This window comes from Shewanella sp. DC2-4 (assembly GCF_013248875.1).
Taxonomy (GTDB): Bacteria; Pseudomonadota; Gammaproteobacteria; order Enterobacterales; family Shewanellaceae; genus Shewanella; species Shewanella oncorhynchi.
Genome location: NZ_JABRVR010000002.1, coordinates 4,493,230 through 4,511,805 on the forward strand (window position 1 = coordinate 4,493,230; position 18,576 = coordinate 4,511,805).

At 46.9% G+C, this 18,576-nt stretch carries 18 protein-coding genes; 8 read left to right on the top strand and 10 right to left on the bottom strand.

What is annotated here, in order from left to right:
* Window positions 1-106: 106 nt before the first annotated feature.
* A complete protein-coding gene (gene prpF / locus HQQ92_RS20410) occupies window positions 107-1,312 on the top strand; it encodes a 2-methylaconitate cis-trans isomerase PrpF (RefSeq protein ID WP_173248021.1) in 1,206 nt (401 codons plus the stop codon).
* Window positions 1,313-1,682: 370 nt separating this feature from the next.
* Window positions 1,683-6,209, top strand: coding sequence for an EAL domain-containing protein (locus tag HQQ92_RS20415; RefSeq protein WP_173248743.1), 4,527 nt, complete (start codon window positions 1,683-1,685; stop codon window positions 6,207-6,209).
* A gap of 72 nt (window positions 6,210-6,281) precedes the next feature.
* Here HQQ92_RS20415 and HQQ92_RS20420 read toward each other — a convergent pair whose 3' ends face one another.
* On the bottom strand, window positions 6,282-7,373 hold the full coding sequence (locus HQQ92_RS20420; RefSeq protein WP_173248023.1) for a branched-chain amino acid aminotransferase: 1,092 nt from the start codon (window positions 7,371-7,373) through the stop codon (window positions 6,282-6,284).
* Between the two features lie 229 nt (window positions 7,374-7,602).
* On the opposite strand from HQQ92_RS20420, the gene HQQ92_RS20425 reads away from it, so the two are divergent.
* Window positions 7,603-7,875: a Rho-binding antiterminator gene (locus HQQ92_RS20425; protein ID WP_173248025.1), complete on the top strand. Its 273-nt coding sequence runs from the start codon at window positions 7,603-7,605 to the stop codon at window positions 7,873-7,875.
* Window positions 7,876-7,888: 13 nt separating this feature from the next.
* A complete protein-coding gene (locus HQQ92_RS20430; RefSeq protein WP_173248027.1) occupies window positions 7,889-8,236 on the top strand; it encodes a hypothetical protein in 348 nt (115 codons plus the stop codon).
* Window positions 8,237-8,392: 156 nt separating this feature from the next.
* Here HQQ92_RS20430 and HQQ92_RS20435 read toward each other — a convergent pair whose 3' ends face one another.
* Both HQQ92_RS20435 and HQQ92_RS20440 read right to left on the bottom strand, forming a co-directional pair.
* On the bottom strand, window positions 8,393-8,746 hold the full coding sequence (locus HQQ92_RS20435; RefSeq protein WP_173248029.1) for a RidA family protein: 354 nt from the start codon (window positions 8,744-8,746) through the stop codon (window positions 8,393-8,395).
* Window positions 8,747-8,827: 81 nt separating this feature from the next.
* Window positions 8,828-10,321 (bottom strand): Na+/H+ antiporter NhaC family protein, encoded by a 1,494-nt coding sequence (locus HQQ92_RS20440; RefSeq protein WP_173248031.1) that lies wholly within the window; start codon window positions 10,319-10,321, stop codon window positions 8,828-8,830.
* Window positions 10,322-10,500: 179 nt separating this feature from the next.
* Here HQQ92_RS20440 and HQQ92_RS20445 point away from each other — a divergent pair, with 179 nt between their 5' ends.
* Entirely contained in the window at window positions 10,501-10,722 is a 222-nt protein-coding gene (locus tag HQQ92_RS20445; RefSeq protein WP_006083484.1) for a cell division protein ZapB, read from the top strand.
* On the opposite strand, the gene HQQ92_RS20450 is transcribed toward HQQ92_RS20445, so the two are convergent.
* From HQQ92_RS20450 to HQQ92_RS20480, 7 genes are all read right to left on the bottom strand, one after another.
* The gene (locus HQQ92_RS20450) at window positions 10,719-10,931 is read right to left on the bottom strand and encodes a DUF1107 domain-containing protein (protein WP_006083486.1); all 213 of its coding nucleotides are present in this window, start codon (window positions 10,929-10,931) and stop codon (window positions 10,719-10,721) included. The genes HQQ92_RS20445 and HQQ92_RS20450 overlap by 4 nt on opposite strands.
* Window positions 10,932-11,435: 504 nt before the next feature.
* Entirely contained in the window at window positions 11,436-12,044 is a 609-nt protein-coding gene (locus tag HQQ92_RS20455; RefSeq protein ID WP_173248033.1) for a thiol:disulfide interchange protein DsbA/DsbL, read from the bottom strand.
* Window positions 12,045-12,173: 129 nt separating this feature from the next.
* Window positions 12,174-13,196, bottom strand: a complete 1,023-nt coding sequence (locus HQQ92_RS20460; protein WP_173248035.1) for a serine/threonine protein kinase — start codon at window positions 13,194-13,196, stop codon at window positions 12,174-12,176.
* A 2-nt stretch (window positions 13,197-13,198) separates the two neighbouring features.
* Window positions 13,199-13,531 (bottom strand): DUF3630 family protein, encoded by a 333-nt coding sequence (locus HQQ92_RS20465; RefSeq protein WP_173248037.1) that lies wholly within the window; start codon window positions 13,529-13,531, stop codon window positions 13,199-13,201.
* 13 nt (window positions 13,532-13,544) lie between these two features.
* Window positions 13,545-14,999, bottom strand: coding sequence for a YdiU family protein (locus HQQ92_RS20470; protein WP_173248039.1), 1,455 nt, complete (start codon window positions 14,997-14,999; stop codon window positions 13,545-13,547).
* A gap of 9 nt (window positions 15,000-15,008) precedes the next feature.
* The gene (locus HQQ92_RS20475; RefSeq protein ID WP_105250486.1) at window positions 15,009-15,320 is read right to left on the bottom strand and encodes a hypothetical protein; all 312 of its coding nucleotides are present in this window, start codon (window positions 15,318-15,320) and stop codon (window positions 15,009-15,011) included.
* A 143-nt stretch (window positions 15,321-15,463) separates the two neighbouring features.
* Window positions 15,464-16,300 (bottom strand): hypothetical protein, encoded by an 837-nt coding sequence (locus tag HQQ92_RS20480; RefSeq protein ID WP_173248041.1) that lies wholly within the window; start codon window positions 16,298-16,300, stop codon window positions 15,464-15,466.
* A gap of 273 nt (window positions 16,301-16,573) precedes the next feature.
* Here HQQ92_RS20480 and HQQ92_RS20485 point away from each other — a divergent pair, with 273 nt between their 5' ends.
* The 3 genes from HQQ92_RS20485 (at window position 16,574) to HQQ92_RS20495 (ending at window position 18,450) form a co-directional block, all read left to right on the top strand.
* Window positions 16,574-16,933 carry a DsrE/DsrF/TusD sulfur relay family protein gene (locus tag HQQ92_RS20485; RefSeq protein ID WP_006083495.1) on the top strand — a complete coding sequence of 120 codons (360 nt, stop codon included), beginning with the start codon at window positions 16,574-16,576 and terminating at the stop codon, window positions 16,931-16,933.
* A 146-nt stretch (window positions 16,934-17,079) separates the two neighbouring features.
* Window positions 17,080-17,478, top strand: coding sequence for a nitrous oxide-stimulated promoter family protein (locus tag HQQ92_RS20490; protein ID WP_173248043.1), 399 nt, complete (start codon window positions 17,080-17,082; stop codon window positions 17,476-17,478).
* 57 nt (window positions 17,479-17,535) lie between these two features.
* Window positions 17,536-18,450 (top strand): hypothetical protein, encoded by a 915-nt coding sequence (locus HQQ92_RS20495; protein WP_173248045.1) that lies wholly within the window; start codon window positions 17,536-17,538, stop codon window positions 18,448-18,450.
* Window positions 18,451-18,576: the final 126 nt, after the last annotated feature.

The window sequence follows — 18,576 nt, forward strand, 5'->3', positions numbered from 1 at the left end:
GAGACGACTCTTAAATATCAGCTAGCGAAACCGAGCGCCAGCGACTTCACCATTAAGTTACTGACGCTCATTTGGACTCCATTGGGAGTCCTTTTGGAGTTAATGAATGAATGCTTCAACAATCCACGCGCCACAAATCAAAGTCGCCGCGACTTATATGCGCGGCGGCACCAGCAAGGGCGTGTTTTTCCGTCTGCAGGATTTACCTAAAGCTGCACAAGTTGCCGGCCCCGCCCGTGATGCCCTACTGCTGCGAGTGATAGGCAGCCCAGATGCTTACGGTAAACAAATTGATGGCATGGGCGGAGCCACCTCGAGCACCAGCAAAACTGTAATCCTCTCCCCTAGCACCCAAACCGATCACGATGTCGATTACCTCTTCGGCCAAGTGGCGATCGATAAACCTTTTGTCGATTGGAGCGGTAACTGTGGCAACTTGACCGCCGCTGTCGGTGCCTTTGCCATCAGCAATGGCCTAATTGATACGGCCCGCATTCCACACAATGGCGTCTGCACAGTCCGAATTTGGCAAGCCAATATAGGCAAAACTATTATCGCCCATGTGCCAATCACCCAGGGTGAAGTGCAAGAAACTGGTGATTTTGAGCTCGATGGTGTGACCTTTCCTGCCGCCGAAGTGCAAATCGAATTTATGAACCCAGCTGCGGACGAAGATGGCGGCGGTGGTAGCATGTTCCCTACGGGTAATGTTGTCGATGTGCTAGAAGTGCCTGGCATTGGCAGCTTTAACGCTACTATGATCAACGCGGGCATTCCCACCATTTTTATCAACGCAGAAGACTTAGGCTACACGGGCACAGAGCTACAAGATGATATTAATAGTGACAATGCCGCCCTGGCCAAATTTGAAACCATTCGCGCCTATGGCGCCGTGCGTATGGGCTTGATTTCACATATTGATGAAGCTGTTGCACGCCAACATACGCCTAAGATCGCCTTTGTCGCTAAGCCTAAAGCCTATGTGTCATCGAGCGGTAAAACCGTCAATGCAGATGAAATTGACCTACTGGTACGCGCCTTGTCTATGGGCAAACTGCACCACGCTATGATGGGTACGGCTGCCGTTGCGATTGGTACGGCGGCGGCAATTCCCGGCACTTTAGTCAACTTAGCCGCAGGCGGAGACACTAAGGATAAAATAGATGCGGTACGTTTCGGTCATCCATCAGGCACCTTGCGCGTTGGCGCTGAGGCGTCAATGGTCAACGGTGAATGGACAGTTGTTAAAGCCATTATGAGCCGCAGCGCCCGGGTACTAATGGAAGGTTTTGTGCGGGTGCCCGCTGCGTAATTTTATCTAAGTAAACAGTTCAACCAAAGACCTTGCTTCTCCCCCTTCCGGCAAGGTCTTTTTTCTATTCTCGCCCATCATTTTAATCTGCTTCGCCCGTATTTGTCTTAGCATGATATGTTGACATACCTGAAACAATGCTAAGATCCTTTAGCAAAAACGCCAGATTACAAACTCGTCATAAAAAGAATATTGGCAGTAAAACGGTACAGTTAATATATTGCATGATCTATTACAGAATCGTGCCCATCGATTTTGGTTATTTTTAAACCAAGTCAGCAATTTAAGTCGCATTTTTACAGCAAAATGGCATGTAAGGTCTAGGCTAAGAACTAAACTAAATAGAAACCTAATCAGGATGGGTCCGTTTTTGGTAGGGGAAAATTTGAGTCAACTAATCCACAAGCTAATGCTAAGTACGCTTTTTATCCTAAGTTTGTGGGGGATCTCGTGCAATGGATTAGCTCAACCATTGAGCGCGGCTTCTACACAGCTCAAATTTGAACATATTCGCAGTGAAGATGGCCTTACCCAAAATACGATTACTAGCCTGTTTATGGACAATGCAGGTATGTTATGGATTGGCACTCAAGATGGTTTGCATGCTTATAACGGTCACAGCTTCAATATTTTCCCCCATTCACCCAATGATCCGAGGAGTATTTCTGAGAGCTATGTCTCTGACATTATTCAAGACTCAGAAGGTAATATCTGGGTTTCGACTTTCAGCCAAGGGGTAAATCGACTCGATTTGAGCACAGGGACCTTTGAACACTTTGGCCAAGAACAAGGGCTTACCGATCCACGCACAACCAAACTCAGCGTTGTAGGCAATACACTCTGGATTGGTACTAAAGCAGGACTATTTTCCCTATCGACCAAAACCAAACGCATTACCCAAGTGAACTTAGGTAATAGTGTTCAACCCCACATCACCAGCTTAGCCAATGTTGAAGACACTTATCTGCTGGCAGGAACACAAGATAGCGGCACCTTTGCTGTCAGTGCCAATACTATCACTCGCTTAAATGTCCCGCAGAATCTCACTGCACATCAAATTAGGGCACATTCCGCTAATGCGATCACTTTAGCTCTGGGAGAGCAATTATGGCATTACAACTTGGCCTCACAACAGGGCGAAATACTCTGGCAGACAGACGATAATGTGCCTTACATTAAAGATTTTATCCAAACTGAGCAGGGTGACTTTTGGGTTGTTGGGCCAGAAGCCGGTCTTATTCAACTCGAGAGAAACGATAAGGCATTTACTGCGACCTACCACAGGTATGATCCTAAGCGTACCAACAGTATTAGTGAAAATAACATACTGAGCTTACTGCAAGATCCCTTTGGCAATTTATGGTTAGGTGCCAGTTATTCTGGTCTAGATAAAATTAATACCCGTCGTCAGTATTTTCAGCATATTTACGAATCCACCCCTAACCTGTCGCAACAAAGTAACAACATTCGCACCTTGTTCCGCAGCCAAGATAATGCGCTATGGATAGGCACCGAAGGTGCTGGGCTTAAACGCATGTTGGCCAATGGAAAATATGAACACTACACGGAGCTCTTTGCTAACGCCTTAGGGATGCATCAACGCAACTTGAATCTTATCCTACGAGATATAGACCAAGACAAAAATGGCGTGCTTTGGTTTGCCACTAACTATGGGCTAGGTCGACTGGCGCTAGATGGCCACTTCCAGTTACTCAAGGTGACAGAACGCACTGATCAAGGCTCAGAAACCAATTATATCCGTAGTTTAGATATTGATGAGCAAGGTCGCCTCTGGGTGGCAACAACCAATGCCCTCTACCGTAAGGCGATAGATACCGATGAATTTACTTTTATCTCATTGGCACATATTGATAATTTCTATCCGGCACAAAACCAGTTTTTAATCCTCAGAACACACAAAGATACGCTATGGATAGGTACTCTCGATGGCCTGCTTAAGCTGGATATGAAAACAGGCTTAGGCAAATCCTACTTCCATCAATCCTCAGACAAAAACAGCCTGATCAACAACCGTGTCCGCGATATTTTAGTCACAAAGTCGGGCGAGGTATGGTTTGCCACCCATGGTGGGATCAGCAAGCTACCGTCCCAAGAGGCCGATGCAGGTTTTAGCCACTATACCCGCAATCAGGGATTACCAAGTGATACCATCTATGCCTTACTCGAGGATCAAGAACACAACATTTGGTTTAGTAGTAATGCGGGGATAGGAAAGCTCAATCCTAAAACCAATCGTGTCATCATATTTAACGAGCAAGAAGGGCTACAAGCACTGGAGTTTAACGGTGGCGTAAAACTTGAAGACAGCGATGGCGATCTCTGGTTTGGTGGTATTAATGGCATAAATCGTTTCAATCCAAAGTCAATTCCAGATCAACGACCCGATGTTAAAGTCGCACTCACTGGCTATAGTATTGCGGGTAAAGGGCACACTATTCTCGATTTGAGCCATCCACCTAGCATAGTAATGGACTATAGCGATCAGCTGATCAGTTTTGAGGTGACCTCATTGGATTTCAGCTATACGGGTAAAAACCGCTTCAGCTATTTTCTTGAGGGATTTGATAACGAGTGGCATGAGCTCCCCACAGGTAATGAAATTACCTTTACCAATATTAATCCTGGTCACTACCAACTGCATGTTCGCCATGGGCTGCAATACAACTCTCAAGGTGACTACGCCCTTTCTGTCGATCTTCATGTACAAGCGCCCTTCTATCGAACTCAGTTCGCCTACGCCCTCTATAGCTTGCTCTCTCTATGGCTGTTGGCTTGGATCATTATCTGGCGTAAAAGAAAACGCCAGCAACAGCGCGAATTTGAAACCAGTATCCGCGCCTCAGAGGAGCGACTCAAACTTGCACTTTGGGCCTCTGGCGATGGCATGTGGGACTGGAACATACCAGAAAATCGAGTCTATCGTACCAATATGGATTCTTCAGTCCCCCATTGGAATAGCAGCAATATAGCCCATGAGAGCATGCACTCAGAGGATAGGGAAAGATTCAAATTTGAGCTTAACGAACACCTTCAAGGTCGTTCGCCTTTCTTCGAAGCAGAGTACCGAGTCGAACGCTCCCCCGGTAATTGGGTATGGATTTTAGACCGCGGTAAAGTGGTGGAAAAAGATAGCCTAGATAATCCGATCCGCATGACAGGGACCAATCGTAACATTACCTCGCGCAAACTGATTGAAAACGAGTTGGTACTGTCATCACAAGTGCTCAACAGTATGAACGAAGCCGTTGTAGTGGGAGGATTAAACTATCGAATTCGTTCGGTCAACCCAGCATTTTGTGCCATTACAGGGTACACAGAACGCCAAATAACCGACAGGCATTTCATTCACTTAGCCTTTAGTCGCCAACAGCGAGAGTTGTTCAATACAATTGAACAACAGCTACTGCGTCACAAACATTGGGTCGGAGAACTCTGGATCCGCAATAAACAACGTCAGGCCATTTTAGTCTGGCTTGAAATCAACCAAGTGATCGATATCAAAGGCGAAACCAGTCACTTCGTTGCAGTATTTACCGACATCACTGAGCGGAAAAAAGCCGAAGAAGATCTGCGTTTCCTCGCCAGCTTTGACACATTAACAGGCTTACCGAACCGAACTTTATTTCAAGACAGGCTCAATCACGCGATTACTCAAGCGCACAGAGCGAATAATATCGTTGCCTTGCTGTTCTTAGACCTCGACCGCTTTAAACATATCAACGACTCTATGGGGCATCATGTCGGGGATTTGTTACTGAAAGCCGTGGCAAGACGACTGCAAAATGCAGTGCGTGATGGCGATACTGTCGCACGCTTAGGTGGCGATGAATTTACTATTATTTTAGAAGGTGTTGCGAAAACAAAAGCCGCAACCCTGATCTCAGAAAAAGTACTCAGAGCATTCCAAACGCCCTTCCTATTGGACGATAAAACGCTGACCATTTCGACCTCAATAGGTATCAGCTTATACCCTAACGATGCGGACAATGCCGACTCACTGATTAAATTTGCCGATACCGCCATGTACCACGCAAAATCATCAGGTCGAAATAACTTTCAGTTTTATACCTCTAAGTTGAATGAAATCGCCACCCGTCATGTACAACTCGAAAGTGGTTTAAAGGAAGCTATCCAACGCAAAGAACTAAGCTTGGTTTATCAACCTAAATTCTGTTTACGAGATGGTTCACTCACAGGACTGGAAGCACTTTTGCGTTGGTATCACACTGAACTTGGTCCTATTTCACCTGTGGAATTTATTCCACTGGCGGAAGAAACGGGTATCATCACTCAAATTGGCCATTGGGTGATCAACCACGCCTGCCAGCAATTAGCCGAATGGAATAGCCTAGGATTTAACGGGATCACTATCGCCGTCAACCTATCGGCTCGCCAACTGAAAGCGGACATTATCTCCACCATCGAAGTTGCTTTAGCCGTATCAGGTCTCCCGGCTCAATCCCTTGAGCTTGAGCTTACTGAATCAATGATCATGGGCAATCCGCAGGAATCGGTCAGCATCTTATCTAAACTCAAGGCCCTAGGATTGACCATAGCCGTGGATGATTTTGGTACGGGTTATTCGAGCCTAAGCTATCTCAAACGCTTCCCGATAGACACACTCAAAATCGATCGAGAATTTGTCAGAGACATCACCAACGATCCCGACGATGCCGCCATCACCAGCGCCATTATTGCCCTCGCTCACAGCTTAGAACTGAATGTCGTCGCCGAAGGCGTAGAGACCCAAGAACAGCTCAACTTCTTGGCGATGCAAGGCTGCGATCAAGTACAAGGTTTTTTACTGAGTAAACCCTTAAATGCCGAAGATTGTTTAACCTTACTCAAAAATCAATCTAAGCCACAGCCACTTTGATTTAATGCATTATCGACAAAAACAGCCAATAAAAAAGGCTCCTAGGAGCCTTTAAACATCACCACAAATTCCTTACTTTGCTAAACGTTCAACACGCTTAACCCAGCCTTCAGGACCTTTAATATGGCCCTTTTGGATTTCGGTATACAGTTTATAGATGCGCTGAACATGCTCGCCCACTTCACCATTACCGACAGTGACAACATGGCCATCTTCAAAAATGTATGAGCCCACAGCAGAAACCACAGCCGCCGTCCCAAAACCACCCGCCTCGATAATTTCACCAGATTCAATATCAGCGATAAATTTATCAAGCATGACAGTCTCTTGGCGCACTTCACAACCGAGTAGCTCACCCAATTCCATAATGGATTGCGAGGTGATCGACTTCAAAATAGTATCTGTGAAGGTTGGAATAATCACAGTGCCATCTTTTAAGATGTGGAAATGGTTCATCGCGCCCGCTTCTTCAATCTGTTGATTGGTCGAATCGAGATATAGCACTTGCGATGCACCAAAGGCTGCCGCCGCTTTACCCGCACGCAACGAAGCCGCATAGTTACCCGCGGCTTTTGAGGCGCCAGTGCCACCCGATACTGCACGATGGAAAGTTTTGCTGATCAGCAAGCGTATACCTTTGTTCACGCCTGCCGCGTAATAAGCGCCACTTGGGCTTAAAACGACACAGAAGGTATAACGCGAACTTGGGCTCACAGAGAGGCGGTCTTCGGTCGCAAAAATAAAAGGACGAATATACAGACACGCGCCTTCTTGCATCGGGAACCACAGGCGATCGACATCGATCAACGCATTGATCGCATCCAACTGCATTTGTTCATCGATATTGGGAATACAGACGATATCGGCGGAGCGATTCATCCGCTCGGCATTCTTATTAATACGGAAAGTATAAATCTCGCCGTCTTCATGCATAAAGGCTTTAGCGCCTTCGAAGATCGACTGGCCATAATGCAACGCCATTGCACCCGGTGCCATTTCAAATGGTCCATAAGGGACGATGCGCGGATCGCACCATTGTCCATCATGATAATCCATCAAAAACATATGATCGGTTCTGAGGCTACCAAAGCCCACATTCCCCTCGGGCTTGAATTGCTCAGTACGGCGCTCGGACGCAGGTTTTAAATTGTAAGTTATTTCCATCGCATACCACCTTGATTACTGAACAAGCAGACTAGGGAGCGACAGGAATAAAGTCAAGAGGGGCGCGCATATCTAAAGGTCTAAGCAAATAAAAAACTCGCTAACACGCTTGGTTCAACATTTCACACGGCCTCAGAGACAGGATAAAACAATCCGCATTGGGTCACACATAATGCCAATGGCAAGTATTTTTGCCACAATAGGGTCGAACTCCCAATGAGATGATCCAATGTCAGATTATAAAATGATCCCCTGCGCCCACTACGACTATCTCGAACTCGCCTGTCTGCGTGGTTATCAACTCAACATTGAGCTTATTGATGGCACCCAATGCCAAGGTAAAGCTATCACCACGCAGACAAGAGCCGACAAAACTGAGTGGCTTATCATCCAACTGCAACAAACTAAACAATCCCTTAGACTCGACCATATCGCCGCCATCCCCCCCCTCGAGCCTAATGCTGAATTTAGCCGAGTACTCATTGCGGCCAAGCAACCCTAGCAAAGGATATAACATGGCAACTATGATTTTATCGGTTGAAATCGGTCACTGGATCGGTGGGCATAACGGCCAATACCCCCATCTCATTGAATTTGATATGGCACACCTGGATAGACCCTTTCAGGTCAGCGAAGGTTGGGGGCATGGTTTAGGAGGCTCCGCTTACTCACTCGCACAATTTGTCGAAACGCCTTATTTCCTCAAACTCAAAACCGAGGCTCCTTGGGCGTTTGCCATTATCGAACAAGGCTTAGCCCAACAAGATATTGAGACTATCGCCAGCGCACTCTCAGAACAATATGGGGATCATCCGCCGCTTGTCCCTGCACATTTAATGGAATACTTATTAGGTTTAAGCTAAAGGGTTTTGTTAGAAGAGAGTGGACCTGCTGAACAATACAGGTTTAGTTAACGAGGTGTATTGCGGAAAAGCTTCACCGAGTCATGACACTCGGTGACAGGATTCGAAATAGGGATCGAAACAGGCTTCTAAACGGTACGAAAAATAGCTTAGCGCTTAAACCGCAACCGCCGCAATCACAGAAACTTCAACCAAATATTCTGGCTCGGCAATAGCGGCTTGCACACAAGCGCGGGCTGGCGCATGGCCTTTAGGCACCCAAGCATCCCATACCGCATTCATCGCATCATAATCCCCCATATCTTTCAGATAAATAGTCGCTGACAGTAAATGCTCACGCGAACTTCCCGCCTGCGCTAACAAGGTATCGACCTCCTCAAGCATAGTGACAGTTTGCTCGGTGATGCCTTGATACTTGTCCTTCGCCACTTGGCCACACAGATACACAGTACCTTGGTGGATCACTATACTGCTCATACGGGTACCTACATCTAAACGGGTAATACTCATATTGATAATCTCTTAAATCAGATGCACTTAAATAAATGGCTCAGCAAGAACCGAATCGGCCATTTTAGCGATAAACTGGCTTTATGTCTGCGCCACGAATCTAGGCAAAGGTGAATAAAAACGTGCCATCAAGGCAAATAATCCTAGGCTACAGCTCACCACGGCCAGCCACACTAACGGTGTCACCACGGCTAAATTGACTAATTGAAATCCGACTAAGGCTGCGCATGCCGCGATCAAAGCAAAGGGCAACTGAGTCACCACATGGTCATGGGGAGCGCAACCAGAACTGGTCGCACTGAGCACGCTGGTATCTGAAATGGGCGAGCAGTGGTCGCCAAAAACCGACCCAGCCATCACAGCGCTCAGTACAGGTAACAACAAATGAGGATCCAAGCTATGGGCAATCTCTGCGCCAATAGGGATCATAATTGCAAATGTTCCCCAGCTTGAACCCGTCGCAAAAGCAATTATCGCGCAGAGTAAAAACATTCCCGCTACCAGCAGGTGCGGAGAAAGATAAGCCTTAGCCCAAGCAGCCAACAATTTAGCGACGCCAAGATCTTGGATCACAGCGCCAATCATCCAAGTGCAGAGTAAAATCGCAATGGCGAAGGCGATCATGCGAACTCCGTGGCTCAAATCCCCCACTAATGCCGTTAAACGTCGCCCAGACAAGCCTAACATGGCAAGAGTGACTAAGGTTGCCAACAAACAAGCATCGCGCATAGAAGCGCCAATATCAGCCTTAGCAAGCCAGAGTGACACATCCCAAGAAGAGACCTGCTGAGCCCCAGACCACAAAGTTAATCCCACTGAAGCAGACAGCAGAGTCAGCATAGGGATTGCGAGCAGCCAAGGATTTCCCTTAACCTCGACCGTATTGGAGGATTCCACAGCAGTAACAGCAACAAAAGAGTGAAAACCTACGCCATACCAAGCGACGAGTACGGACAAGCCTAAGGTCACGATGGCGTAAAAGTTAAATAAGGCCACCTCAATAAAGGCTTCCAGCGGCGACACGGGCAAAAAGCTGATCCCCGCGATAAGCGCCATCACATAGGGGCCCCAACTGGAGAAAGGCAATAGCGCGCATAAAGGCGAAGCATTGGAATCAACTAAATAGGCGAGCTGCTCATGGCGAATACCATAACGCTGGCTGAGCGGCTGACACACATGGCCGACAGCAAGACAACTGAAAATCCCATCGATAAACACTAACCAACCAAGAAATACGACCCCAAGACGCGCCTGACGCTCAGTACGAATACGGCTATACAGCCAATCGCCAAACTGACCCACGGCACCGCCACGTGCTAACAATTGCGTCATGCTACCGAGCAGTAACATGGCGAACAGCACATTGAGATGCCACGCTTGCCAAGCACCTTGGGCATAAAATTGTTTTACACCGATATCAAGCAAATACAACCCCGTTTGCAGCGGGTCAAATTGGGCGATCAATAGGGCGCCAGAGACGATACCAACGCCTAACGCCACCAGCGTGCGGCGTAAAAACAGGGCTAAGGTTAAGGTCAACAGTAACGGGAGTATGGCGAGCAGACTAGGCGACATGGACCATTCCGATAAAAAATAAAACCAAGAATACTAACGAGTTAATAACAAATGCAAAAAAACTTAATTTAGAACCCAGTAATAGGGTGTTTTTTAACCAAACGGCAAGAATCGCTATTCCTTAAGTTCTAGGCACTGCTAGAATCACAGTCCCATCCAGAAACCATAGGACTCTCCAGATGAGCCTTGAATTACTGTCCAAACTGGAAACCAAAATCCAGGCTGCACTCGAAACTATCGAGCTTCTAAAAATGGAGCTTGAAGAAGAGAAGCAAAAAGCGTCTACGCTGAGTGAGCACAATCAACAATTGAATGCGCAAAACCAGCAACTACAAGAAGAACTCACTTCTTGGAACGAAAAAGTGACTGGCCTTGTTGGCTTGTTAAACAGCGAAATCTAAACTGCATTAGTTTGATGATGCTGCGCTTCGATCAGTTCGTTCAATTCTAAAATAGCCTGCTTCACTTTTGGCAGGCTTTTTCTTGGCAGTAAAAACCGTCCCTTCTCAAATTCCAATCGTCCTAAATCTTTAACCCAAATAACACCAGTGAGAAAAATACGCGCGTGCTTAACGATAAGCTTAGGTGCGTAGACAGGAAAAACTCTCATATGACCACCTACAAGCATTCTTGTTGTTATTGATTACAGTTGTTTGACAGAAGCTTTGCCACTTGAGTTTCATCGTTAGAGTGGTATTTTTCATCTTTTATCGCCAAAAATACTTAATCGTTTGATTTAGTTAAACTATGAATATGTCACCCTGTGAGTAAAAAAGAAGAACGCCATAATAATGTCACTTGCCAATTTTTTGACACTCTGCTAAATTATTAGCGTTACTCAGGGTAAAAATGAGTCCTCTGGCTCAAGTCCGTACTTTCTTTTACAAGAAGTACGGTTTTTTTTGCCCATTTTTTGCCTCGTCTTTATTCAGTAAGTTCAAACGACTAGCCTACAGAGGCCTAACTCAGTACGTTAAACTCCCTATCAAAGCTTTATTTGCCTTGTTGTTGCCAACCCCCCAATAAAAAAGAGCCCTTAGGCTCTCTTTAACATGCAATCGATACAGCATTATCATCCGCTCATATGACAGCAGTGCGGGTAACGCCTATCGAACTATTTTTTTGCTAGGTAGAAAGCAATTTCTAACAGCTCGTCGTAGGATTTGATTGCCCCTGTTTCAACACGGTACTTACCGTTAACAACCAGAGCAGGTACACCCGTCAGCTTAGCGTTTTCAGTATCACGCTTCATCTTTGCCATTTGCGCCTTTACCATGAAAGACTCTGCGGCCGCATCGAAGGTTTTACCATCGACACCGTTAGCAATAAACACGGCACGAACATCATCGCGATTAGTAAAATGCTGTTTCTTCTCATGAATAGCAGAGAATAACGCCGCATCCATTTTCTCATCGACGTTTAACTGATGTGCGACTGCAAATGCGCGTGACATTTCAACCCCCATCTCTTTGCCGATAAAATCAACGTGTGCTTGGTTAAACGCAACGCCTTCTGGCTTATCGGCGAGAATTTTTGGCACTACGGTTTTAGAGAAAGTAAAACAATGCGGACAATAGAAAGAGAAAAACTCAGTAATTTCAGGCTTCGCAGTTGCTGGGCCATCGTTAATCACTGTGTAATGCACACCTTCTTGGTATTCCACAGCCGATACTGCCAGTGGCGCCAGTAACAGAGCCGCGGCCATGAGTAATACTTTTTTCATGAAAATTCCTTAAATCATTTTGATAAATTGGCTGGAGACTAACATATTCCATTTTTTGAGTGTAACTCAAGCTTAAGAGTTCAATCTAATGTCACAAGATACGTCTGTGAAATCATATTTTGCTCAATGCTAATACGGCACTAGGCTCAGTGGTGGTTCGCTAAGGGCAAATAATTGCTCTTTGAACGCCAAAATCTGCTGTTCCCAATACTTTTCATCCCCAAACCAAGGGAAGTTCATCGGGAAGGCCGGATCGTCCCAGCGACGGCCAATCCACGCGTTGTAATGCACCATACGCAGCGCCCGCAGCGGTTCAATCAAGGCTAACTGCCTTGTATCAAACTCACAAAATTCTTCATAGGCTTCGAGTAAGATCTCAAGCTGCATCATTTGCTGCGCTCTATCCCCGGTTAGCATCATCCATAAATCTTGAATCGCCGGTCCCATGCGAGCATCGTCTAAATCGACGAATCCGGGACCGTCTGGCGTCCACAAAATATTGCCTGGGTGTAAATCGCCGTGTAAGCGAATGGCCGCAAAATCTTGGCGATCCCAAATCGCATTCGCCTTAGCCAGCACCTGCTCTACTACGGTAAAGAACGGCAAGCGTAGGCTATTAGGCACCAGATTAGATTGCTTTAACCACGCGAGCGGCTCGGCGCCTAAAATCTGCGGATTCAGTGGTTCACGTTCAGCAAATACCGTTTGTGCCGCGTACTGGTGTATCCGACCGATGAACCGCCCCACTAATTCCAGCTGCTCTAAATTATCGACTTCGAAGGCGCGACCACCTAAGGAAGGAAACAGGGTAAATCGATAACCTTGGTACTTGTGTAACGTATGGCCTTCGATAATTACAGGTACGGCAATCGGGATATCTTCTGCCGCGAGTGCGAGCGCATAATCATGTTCCTCTTGGATCTGCGCATCGCTCCAACGGTCTGGGCGATAGAACTTCACCACATAGCGCAGTCCTTCATCGCTACGGAACTGATACACGCGGTTCTCGTAACTGTTCAGCGCGAGTAAGCCCGTTTCCGGGTACACGCCCAGACTTTCAATCGCATCTAAGATCAAATCCGGTGTTAGGGCTTGAAAATGGAACTCAGCGCCGCTAGGACTCGTGGTTGGTGGCGTCATATTCTGACTCATATTCAGTTCACTCTTAGGTGAGGTTGCAGCAAAGTGGCTAAGTATTCCAGCACCTCAAAATCGGCTTCTCGTTCGGTCGAGAGCCAGCAAATGTTGCCGTAAAACTCATAATTGAGCCATAACTGGCTGCCTTCAAATTCTAATAACCATTGGTGCCTATCGGCGCCCCACTGACGCTCGCGCACAGTGCAATCGAGCGCCGCAGCTAAAGGTTCGGCAAAGTCGGCGAAACGATCAAAATCGATATCCGCACTGACCGCTAAACTTAAGGCACTTCTATCTAAGCTAATGGTATCTAAACTCATGGCTTTTAAATGTGTGCTTAGTAATTTCATGCTTGTTATCCCATCAACTACTACATGACATGATCAAACCTTGGCCCCAGTCCGGTGGACGCTTGGCCAAGTCTTCATGCTCTGCGTGTTCGGCAAAGGGCTGAGTTAAGATTTTTTGCAGCAAATGCAGCGGCGCAAGATTACCCTCTTCCACCGCAATTATCGCCTCTTGGGCTAAATAGTTACGCAAAATATATTTGGGATTCACACTATTGCGCTCAGTTTGCCACGTTGGGATATCCGCTACTGCGCCCAATCGCTGTTGATAAGCTTGATACCAAGCATCAAACTGGCTGACATCAATAAAGTCATCCCGTAGCGCACTGTGTTTGCTGGTTGGATCTAACTTGCCTAATTGACGCCAAGTCTGAGTGTAATCGAGTTGATTTTTCTCCATCAGCACAGTAAATCGACCTATAAGTTCGAGATCCTGTTTGTCCTGCTCTACCGACGAAACATCAACTGCTGATAGACCTAGTTTTGCCCGCATCAAGCACAAATAAGGCTGCACTAGCGCCTCTTGGTATTGATTAAGAATGGCAATTAAGTCATCGGATGGGATCACTGGTGTGAGCGCCTGCGCTAAACGTTGCAAGTTCCACAAACCGACTCCCGGCTGCTGACCAAAGGCATAGCGACCTTCGGGATCAGAATGATTACAGATAAAGTCTTCTTGGAATGTATCGAGGAACGCAAAGGGACCGAAGTCAAAACTGTCACCCAGAATCGACATATTGTCTGTGTTCATCACGCCATGGGCAAAACCGACCGCCTGCCAGTGGGCAATCATCTTAGCGGTATCTTGCACTACCTGTAAAAACCACGCTTTATAGCCTGCGGCATCACAACTCAAATGGGGATAATGCTGAGTAATAGTGAAGTTGAGTAATTGAATCAGCTTATCGGCACGGCCGCGCTCACTGTGGCAGAAAAACTCGAAATGACCGAAACGAATGTGGCTGCGGGCTAAACGCACGGTAATGGCTGCAGTTTCTTGGCTCTCACGCCATACGGGCAAGTCAGAGCCAATCACGGCCAAAGCGCGAGTCGTCGGCACATGTAAATGATGCAGCGCCTCAGAGACTAAAAACTCACGCACCGCGGAGCGCATCACAGCGCGGCCATCACCACGGCGCGAATAAGGCGTCGGACCGCCGCCTTTAAGGGCGACATCCCATGCGCCATTTGGACCAATCGCTTCACCTAAAATGATCGAGCGTCCATCCCCTAAGCGCGGCGTGTAACCGCCAAATTGGTGGCCGCTATACACTTGGGCATAGTAAGTCGCGCCATCGACGGCAGCATTGCCAGATAAGCCCAATAACAGCTCATCGGTGGGTTGGCTCAAGCAAATCAATTGCGCGGCGTCATTACTCCATGCCAGCCATTCAGGCTTAGTTATCCCTTGTGGATATACTTGCGAGTAAAACTCAGGCAGCTGAGTAAAAAAATCCTGTTTAAACTTCATCTTGTCCACCTATTGGCTCATGGTCTTGCAAACCAGCACCGATTTATCGTCGAACTCGCATAGGTGCCCACATTGATAAGATCCAAGGCCAAAACCACTCACGCCAGAACGACTTAGACGTTGCATACCATGAGCCTTGCTCTGGCATTGCTCTAGAGAATCGTAGTAACCATTAATATCTTCGGCCTGCAAAGGTGTCACCGGAATGGCACTCACATCGGGATAATAAAATAGGGTCCATTCTGGGGTTTTAGTACAGCCACTGAGTAGCAATAATCCAAGCCCGAATAAGACATTCGGTAAGGCATAGCTTAGTTTCATTTTTCCCCTATTAAGCCCATAAAAAAAGCGAACCTTAGTTCGCCTTTTGCGCATTCAGTTAGCAGGGATTCTACACTGCTTAGACGAGGGAAATAACCGCTTTTCGACTAAGGGTTTACCCGCTAAGCGCTCCCTACAACATATCAAGCCGTGGTTGCTTTAGTCTGTGCTTTCTCAATCCGGTTGATTCGGCCCTCAAAGCCAGTGACAGTGCCATCGCTCAGCCCAAGCTCGAGTGCTTTACGACAGATGACAATGGCGGCATCGAAGGCTTGAGTATCATTTAGCAAGGTGGCTAAATGCAGGAAACCGGAAGATTTAAGCTCAGTATCTTTGCCTTGCTCGGCGCTAGCCGCTTGGAACAGTGCAATATACTCTTCCGCTAACTGAGCACCATAGTTGAGGTAATCCGCCGATTTACGCTGTTTGTAGCATTCAGCTATCATATTTTGCAGCGCGATATAGCGAGCACTGGCTGACGTCGCTCCTTGATACTCCTCAAAGGCCCGAACTAAGGTCACATTCGCCCAAGCCCCTGGCGCACCGACCTCAGAACGTGTGTTCGATGCTGGCTCTGCTTCAGTCTTAACGTCATCTTGTTCATCTGCAGGCGTGGTGCCTAAAATGATCACCGTCTCTTCATTATGGGCAGCAGGAATATCGACTTCGATGATATCTGTGTCTAGCGCCACCGAAATGCTCGCAGGGCTTTCGGTCTCACGGGGCATTAATTCGGCTTCAACTTCGATAACGGGCTCTACTTCAGCCACGCCAGTATCATCAACCCTTTTAACTGGCTCAGGTTCTACACGCTCGGGCTCAGCAGCGGAGAAAATAGGTGCCTCTTCGGTGGGAACTACAGGTTTTACCGAGGTCGACTTGGGTTTCATCGCCTCTTGTTCTTCTTTCGCCAATCGCTGCGCGCGAAGGAATAAAAACACCCCGACAGCAATCAGTATAAATACGACTAAGATCTTCATTCTTGTTCACCTTTGATGGCCGCTTCTCATCAGAAGCCGTGTCAATGGGTTTGCCAACGTCCATCAGGACTGCGTCCATGGCAACCGAGTCTAGCTAAAAATTGAGCAGAGATTAACCGCTATTAAAGTCCATTGTGTCGGTGCAAATCAAGTATTTATGCCTTTTTATACGATCTTGCGCTCAAATAGTTATAGCCAATTGCGCTAGACTGGCACAATCGAGTTCCCTAATCCCCCCATCCACCTGCTTATAACAAACATAAGGAAAACCTGATGCAAAGTATTCTTATCGTGGCCCATGCCAGTCCCTACGGAACAGAAAAGCTATTTAATAGCTTACGCATCGCATTAGCCCTGAAGGATCAGGACGAGCAAGCGGTCGATCTTAAACTTTTTCTCATGTCAGATGCCGTGTTTGGCGCACTCAAAAATCAAACCACACCTGACTTAAGCTACAACCTGCAGCAGATGTTTGAAATTCTCTCGGCACAGCAAGTTCCGATTCTACTTTGCAAGACCTGTGCTCAAGCGCGAGGCGTTACCGCGGAAATGATCATCGAAGGCGCGCACATAGGTACGCTGCAAGATTTAACCCGCTGGACATTAGCTGCCGACAAAGTGATGCATATCTAAGGTTGACTTGTAAGTGCGACATTGAGGATGAAGGATTGTTTAAAGCCCTATTTTGTGCGCACCTTCATAAATTGGCGCTTTCGTTTTGTCAGCGCCAATTTCACTGCCTATGATGGGATATCCGAGTGACAAGCTAAGGTATTCCAATGGGCACAGCCACACTGCTTACGGGCAAACTCCTGTACGAACACCAAACCATTGCCGCTATGGTGGCGATTTATTGCAAAGCGAAACACCAAGGCCAAGACTCAACAGGTCTATGTGTAGATTGCATCGAGCTATTGGATTATGCCGCGACACGCCTAGATCGCTGCCCCTACGGACAAAACAAACCCACCTGTAATAAATGCCCAGTACATTGCTACAAACCCGCGCAGAAACAAATCGTCAAAGAGATCATGATCTTTTCTGGTCCACGGATGTTATTACCGCATCCCGTTCGTGCAATCAAACACTTACTCGCAGAACGCGTTCCCGTTCCCAGCGTTGTGCCAGAGGCGGCTTCAAATCGTCATCGGCGCATAGCAAGCCAGCAGAAAAACTAACGGCGATACTTTTACCGAGCCGATTTCCCTGATATAACAGGGCTCGAGGTATCGCATATGAACGAGTTTCATAGTTTTTTCACTCAAGCTTACTGGTGGTTGTCATTATTTGGAGGCGTACATTGCCTCGCGTTAGCTATTTATATTCGCTATTTCTATCACCCAGACGCTAACCAAAAACTCCTCGCCGCTTTCTTAAGTCTTATTGCTCTATACTTCCTCACGGGTATGTTGAACCGCGATAACAGTCCAATTCCCATTCATATCCTATTCAATCTGATTAACCCTATCTATTTTTTGCTCATGCCTTTGCTCTATCTCTATTGCAAACGCAGTTTAGCGCCAACCAATAAACCGCTAGGTTTTTCAAAGCATTACTGGCCATCTGCATTAACATTAGTTTTCGCCATTTTAGATATTGCCCTAAGATTAACTGCGCATCCCATCAACGAGTGGCAACCCATAGCTCTGATGCTTAAAGAAATGAGTATCAGCCAATGGGGCGCTCTACTCCCAGCGCTGTTATCTGTACAAACCTGTTTTTACTTTATCGCGCTGTGGATGTTGTTTCGTCGACATAAGCGCAATCAAAGAGATGTCACTCAAACCCAAGAGGCGCTCGGCACCATTCGGTTTCGTTGGCTGATAAGCTTGACCTTGGCCATGTTGTTGAATTGGTTAATCCGCGTATTTGTGGTGATCTTGCCTTTCTATCTTGGTGATAATCTATCGCTACTTTCCCACGCATTGCCAAGGCTGACCTTACTACTGAGCATGTATATGCTGGCGGTGTATGGGCTAAAGCAAATCACCCGCTCTGCCTACTTAAAAGGCCGCATGGCCGAACCACAGCTAGAGCAACGCCCACTCGTCATTGAAAATATTCTCACCCCAGAGGAGTATGAATTTTTGCATCAAGTTCAGCAGGACGATGCAGAAAAAAACCAAGGTTCTTCGCCACCTAAGAACTAATTGGCGAAACTGCACTCCAATCATCACCACCAATATCACTCCAACCATTAAGTCGAACACTGAACCTAAGCTGACACATATGTCACTTTTGGCTGTCATTTGTGTCGATAAAGGCTAGTCTGGAAC

Bases quoted from the DNA above. Each gene is read 5' to 3' on its own strand.
- prpF (WP_173248021.1), top strand. From the start codon at position 107: ATGAATGCTTCAACAATCCACGCGCCACAAATCAAAGTCGCCGCGACT.
- HQQ92_RS20420 (WP_173248023.1), bottom strand. From the start codon at position 7,373: ATGGAAATAACTTACAATTTAAAACCTGCGTCCGAGCGCCGTACTGAG.
- HQQ92_RS20425 (WP_173248025.1), top strand. From the start codon at position 7,603: ATGTCAGATTATAAAATGATCCCCTGCGCCCACTACGACTATCTCGAA.
- HQQ92_RS20430 (WP_173248027.1), top strand. From the start codon at position 7,889: ATGGCAACTATGATTTTATCGGTTGAAATCGGTCACTGGATCGGTGGG.
- HQQ92_RS20435 (WP_173248029.1), bottom strand. From the start codon at position 8,746: ATGAGTATTACCCGTTTAGATGTAGGTACCCGTATGAGCAGTATAGTG.
- HQQ92_RS20440 (WP_173248031.1), bottom strand. From the start codon at position 10,321: ATGTCGCCTAGTCTGCTCGCCATACTCCCGTTACTGTTGACCTTAACC.
- HQQ92_RS20445 (WP_006083484.1), top strand. From the start codon at position 10,501: ATGAGCCTTGAATTACTGTCCAAACTGGAAACCAAAATCCAGGCTGCA.
- HQQ92_RS20450 (WP_006083486.1), bottom strand. From the start codon at position 10,931: ATGAGAGTTTTTCCTGTCTACGCACCTAAGCTTATCGTTAAGCACGCG.
- HQQ92_RS20455 (WP_173248033.1), bottom strand. From the start codon at position 12,044: ATGAAAAAAGTATTACTCATGGCCGCGGCTCTGTTACTGGCGCCACTG.
- HQQ92_RS20460 (WP_173248035.1), bottom strand. From the start codon at position 13,196: ATGAGTCAGAATATGACGCCACCAACCACGAGTCCTAGCGGCGCTGAG.
- HQQ92_RS20465 (WP_173248037.1), bottom strand. From the start codon at position 13,531: ATGAAATTACTAAGCACACATTTAAAAGCCATGAGTTTAGATACCATT.
- HQQ92_RS20470 (WP_173248039.1), bottom strand. From the start codon at position 14,999: ATGAAGTTTAAACAGGATTTTTTTACTCAGCTGCCTGAGTTTTACTCG.
- HQQ92_RS20475 (WP_105250486.1), bottom strand. From the start codon at position 15,320: ATGAAACTAAGCTATGCCTTACCGAATGTCTTATTCGGGCTTGGATTA.
- HQQ92_RS20480 (WP_173248041.1), bottom strand. From the start codon at position 16,300: ATGAAGATCTTAGTCGTATTTATACTGATTGCTGTCGGGGTGTTTTTA.
- HQQ92_RS20485 (WP_006083495.1), top strand. From the start codon at position 16,574: ATGCAAAGTATTCTTATCGTGGCCCATGCCAGTCCCTACGGAACAGAA.
- HQQ92_RS20490 (WP_173248043.1), top strand. From the start codon at position 17,080: ATGGGCACAGCCACACTGCTTACGGGCAAACTCCTGTACGAACACCAA.
- HQQ92_RS20495 (WP_173248045.1), top strand. From the start codon at position 17,536: ATGAACGAGTTTCATAGTTTTTTCACTCAAGCTTACTGGTGGTTGTCA.